The sequence below is a fragment of the Aliihoeflea sp. genome (assembly GCF_052435475.1).
Taxonomy (GTDB): domain Bacteria; phylum Pseudomonadota; class Alphaproteobacteria; order Rhizobiales; family Rhizobiaceae; genus Aliihoeflea.
Genome location: NZ_JBQVMV010000035.1, coordinates 1 through 4,639, shown reverse-complemented (window position 1 = coordinate 4,639; position 4,639 = coordinate 1). Strand labels below are relative to the sequence as shown.

Genomic DNA, 4,639 nt, shown 5'->3' with positions numbered 1-4,639 from the left:
TCGTGCAGCATCAAAATGCTCGCTACACCGATTTTGCAACGATCCCCCTTGTGGGGAGGGATAAAGGGTGGGGGTCAATTCAGGGAAAGCCCGCCGTCAGGCGGTCCGATCCAGCGCTTCCAACTCGTCGATCAGGCCTTCGATGACCGACAGGCCCTTTTTCCAGAAATCGGGATCGGTCGCGTCCAGCCCGAACGGGGCCAGAAGTTCGGCGTGGTGCTTGGTGCCGCCGGCCTTCAGGAGTGCGAAATATTTCTCCTGGAAGCCCGGCGCGGCGGACTGGTAGACGCCGTAGAGCGAGTTCACAAGGCAGTCGCCAAACGCGTAGGCGTAGACGTAGAAGGGCGAGTGGATGAAGTGGGGGACGTAGGCCCAGAAGGTCTCGTAGCCCTCGCGGATGCGGATTGCGGGGCCGAGGCTTTCGGCCTGCACTTCGAGCCAGAACTGGCCGAGCTGATCGGGCGTCAGTTCGCCGTTCTTGCGCTCCGTATGCACCTTGCGCTCGAACTCGTAGAAGGCGATCTGCCGGACGACCGTGTTGATCATGTCCTCGACCTTCTGCGCAAGCATCGCCTTGCGCTCGGCCTTGTCGGTGGTGCGGTCGAGGAGCGAGCGGAAGGTCAGCATCTCGCCGAAGACCGAGGCGGTTTCGGCCAGCGTCAGCGGGGTCGAGGCCATCAGCGCGCCCTGGTCGGCGGCGAGCACCTGGTGGACGCCGTGGCCGAGTTCGTGGGCGAGCGTCATCACGTCGCGCGGCTTGCCCATGTAGTTCATCATCACATAGGGGTGCACCGACGGCACGGTCGGGTGTGCGAAGGCGCCGGGGGACTTGCCGGGGCGCACGGCCGCGTCGATCCAGTTGCGATCGAAGAAGCGGCCGGCGATCTCGGCCATCTGCGGGTCGAAGCCCTCATAGGCGGAGAGGATCGTGCGGCGCGCGTCCTCCCATGAGATGATCGCCTTCGGCGTCTCGGGCAGCGGGGCGTTGCGGTCCCAGTGGTTCATCTGGTCCATGCCGAGCCATTTCGCCTTCATCGCGTAGTAGCGGTGCGACAGGCGCGGATAGGCCTCGCGCACGGCGGAGGCGAGCGCGTCGACGACCTCGCGCTCGACGCGGTTCGCCAGGTGGCGGGAATCCGCGATGTCCGTGAAGCCGCGCCAGCGGTCGGAGATTTCCTTGTCCTTGGCAAGCGTGTTGGTGATGAGCGTGAAGGTGCGCAGATTGTCCTTGAACACCTTCGCCAGGGCGTGGGCCGCTTCCTCGCGCACCGCCGGGTCCGGGTCCTGCAGCTTGTTCAAGGTCGGTTCGAGCGGCAGCGTCTCGCCGCTTGCCTCGAAGCGCAGCGACGTCATCGTCTCGTCGAAAAGGCGGTTCCATGCGCCGCGGCCGGTGACGGACTTTTCGTGGAAGAGCTGCTCGATGCGGTCTTCCAACTGGTAGGGCTTGTCGAGGCGCAGGTCGACGATCCACGGGCGGTAATGGCCGAAGGAGGGGTCGGCGGCGAGTGCGGCGTCGATGATGGCGTCGTCGAGGCGATTGAGTTCGAGCGTGAAGAAGAGGAGGTGCGAGGAGGCGTCGGTGAGCTTTTCCTGCACGTCGCCATAGAGTTTGGCGCGCTTCGGGTCCTGCGTGTCGCCGGTGTAGAGGAGGGCGGCGTAGGAGGCGATCTTGCCGATCAGCTCTTCCAGCGCCTCGTATTCGGCCATAGCGCGGCCAAGGCCGCCGGTCGCGCCCTTTTCGGCTTCATCCTTCAGCTTGCCTTTCCATTTGGCGTCGAAGGCTTCCGCGTCGGTGCGGGCGCGGGCGAGGTCGGCCTTGAGCTCGGCTGAGTCCATCGAGGCGTAGAGGTCGGCGAGGTTCCACTCGGGCAGGTTGCCGAACTCGCTCTCGGCGCGGGCGGCGGAGGCCAAGGCGCGGACGGGCGCGAACGGCGATGTCGAAGATGTCATTGAATTTCCTCGTGGAGCGAGCTGGTTTTCGGCGCGGCCGGTAAGGGTTCGTTCACCGGTCTTCTTGAGCGCCTGTTCATGGAGTTGTGCCAGTGTGGAGCAACTAAAGCGGGATAGGCAACGCAAAAATCGCGTGGGCGGCATGGCAGGCAGCATTCTCATCATCGACGACGATCCGGTCCAGCGCCGGCTGGTGGATGCCGTCGTCACGCGCCTTGGCCATTCGGCGCTGACTGCGGAGAACGGGCGGATCGGGCTCGACAGGCTGCAGGCAGCGCGCCCCGGCGAGATCGAGGCCGTCGTGCTCGACCTTGCCATGCCCGAAATGACCGGCCTCGAAGTCCTCGAGGCGATGGGGCGGGCGGGGATTTCTACGCCCGTCATCGTCCAGACCGGGCAGGGCACGATCGACACCGCCGTCTCGGCCATGCGGCTCGGCGCGTTCGATTTCGTGGTCAAGCCGGTGGCGCCGGAACGGCTCAAGGCGGCGCTGGAGGGCGCGCTGAAATTCGGCGCCCTTGCCGGCAAGGCAAAGGCGCGCAGGGCGGCCCGCGGCGCCGAGGGGCAGATCGGGCTCGGCGATCTCGGTGCTTCGCCGGCGATGGCGCGCACCGCCGCGCTCGCCCGCAAGGCCGCGGCGACCGACATGCCGATCCTGATCGAGGGCGAAACCGGCGTCGGCAAGGAAATCGTCGCGCGGGCGATCCGGGCGGCGGGGCCGCGAGCCGGCAAGCCGTTCGTCACCGTCAATTGCGGCGCGATCCCGGAAAACCTCGTCGAGAGCATCCTCTTCGGCCATGAGAAGGGCGCCTTCACCGGCGCGACCGAGAAGCATCTCGGCAAGTTCCTCGAAGCCGATGGCGGCACGCTCTTCCTCGACGAGGTCGGCGAACTGCCGCCCGAGGCGCAGGTGAAGCTTCTGCGCGCGATCCAGCAGGGCGAGGTCGACCCGGTCGGCGCGCGCCATACGATCAAGGTCGACGTACGTCTGATCTCCGCGACCAATCGCGACCTGTCGAAGCGAATGGCCGAGGGGCTGTTTCGCGAAGACCTCTATTACCGGCTGAACGTGCTCGCCATTCCGGTGCCGCCGCTGCGCGAGCGCGTCAGTGAAATCGCGGCTCTGGCAGGACTTTTCCTCGACCAGGCAAGATCAGCTGCACCGATCAGCGTCGCAGGATTGTCAAAAGACGTAGTAAACCTGCTCTCAGCCTATGATTGGCCTGGAAATATCAGGCAGTTGCAAAATGTGATCTTCCGCGCGGCGGTGCTGGCCGAGGGCGAGCGGCTGGAAGTGCATGATTTTGCCCAGATCGCCTCCGAAATCGGCACGATCCGTCCGGTTGAGACGCGCCGGCCGGATATGCCGTCTCCCATTGCCGAAAAATCTACACAAGATCTTGAAACGACTGATGAAATGACGCTTCCGCTGCTCGATTCACGCGGCGAGATGCGTTCGCTGGCCGAACTCGAGCGGCAGACGATCCAGGCGGCGATCGACCATTATGACGGCCGGCTTTCCGAAGTTGCGCGCCGGCTCGGCATCGGTCGCTCGACGCTCTACCGCAAGCTCAAAGAGATGGGGATCGATGCCGACGAGGGACGCCTCGGCCGGCTCGCGTCTTGACGGTGCCCCAGGGTTAGCGATAGCCATTTTGCCAGCAGTCGACCACAGTTTCGCCATCCGTGTCGCCTCCAGTCGCGACGCCCGCCAAATGTGAACGACTGCACTAAGTGCTGATTAACCATTAGCGCTGATATTTGGACGACAATTGCCGTCCGGAATCGGTCCGGGGACACTCAACAGCCGACAAGGCGAGATGTTTTGATCAGTATCGCTGGAATGCCCAACACCTGGCAGATCATGAGCGGCGGGGTAGCCCGCCGGGCCGCTACGGCCCTGATGGTCGCCTTCGCCTTTTCCTTCTGCGCCATGGCGAATGCCGACGCGCAGACGCGCACGCTGAAGCTCTACAACATCCACACCAAGGAACGCGCGGACATCACGTTCAAGCGCGGCAACCGGTTCGACCAGAACGGCCTCACCCAGGTGAACCGGTTCCTGCGCGACTGGCGCCAGAACGAACCGACCAAGATGGACCCGCAGGTGATCGACCTGTTGTGGGAGGTCTACCAGCAGGTGGGCGGGCGCGAACCGATCCATGTCGTCTCGGCCTATCGCTCGCCGAAGACCAACGGAATGCTGCGTTCGCGGTCCTCCGGCGTTGCGGAGAAGAGCCAGCACACGCTCGGCAAGGCGATCGATTTCTACATTCCGGGCGTCAAGCTTTCCTCGCTGCGCGCGGCCGGCCTGAAAATGGAAGGCGGCGGCGTCGGCTATTATCCGACGTCCGGCGCACCGTTCGTCCATCTCGACGTGGGCAATGTGCGCCATTGGCCGCGCATGCGCCGCAACGATCTGATGGCGGTGTTCCCCGACGGCAAGACCATTCACGTGCCGACCGACGGCAAGCCGCTGCCCGGCTACAAGCAGGCACTGGCCTCCTATGAATCGCGCAAGCGCTCCGGCGGCTTTGCGGTGGCAAGCGCCGGCGGCAGCGGCGGCGGCTCCGGCAGGGGCCTGCTCGCGACGCTGTTCGGCGGTGGCGGCGGCGCGGATGACGAGGAAGACGTCGCGGTTGCCGCTGCACCGGCACAGGCCGCGCCGCAGCAGCGCGAGGCGCCGGTT

General features: G+C 65.2%; 3 protein-coding genes. 2 read left to right on the top strand and 1 reads right to left on the bottom strand.

Annotated features, from left to right (window positions below):
* Positions 1 to 96: 96 nt before the first annotated feature.
* The gene (locus ACT6QU_RS19355) at positions 97 to 1,950 is read right to left on the bottom strand and encodes a M3 family oligoendopeptidase (protein WP_444565995.1); all 1,854 of its coding nucleotides are present in this window, start codon (positions 1,948 to 1,950) and stop codon (positions 97 to 99) included.
* A 142-nt stretch (positions 1,951 to 2,092) separates the two neighbouring features.
* On the opposite strand from ACT6QU_RS19355, the gene ACT6QU_RS19350 reads away from it, so the two are divergent.
* Positions 2,093 to 3,577 carry a sigma-54-dependent transcriptional regulator gene (locus ACT6QU_RS19350; protein ID WP_444565996.1) on the top strand — a complete coding sequence of 495 codons (1,485 nt, stop codon included), beginning with the start codon at positions 2,093 to 2,095 and terminating at the stop codon, positions 3,575 to 3,577.
* A 216-nt stretch (positions 3,578 to 3,793) separates the two neighbouring features.
* Positions 3,794 to 4,639, top strand: an 846-nt coding sequence (locus tag ACT6QU_RS19345; RefSeq protein ID WP_444837015.1) for a DUF882 domain-containing protein, incomplete at its 3' end; no start/stop codon positions are given.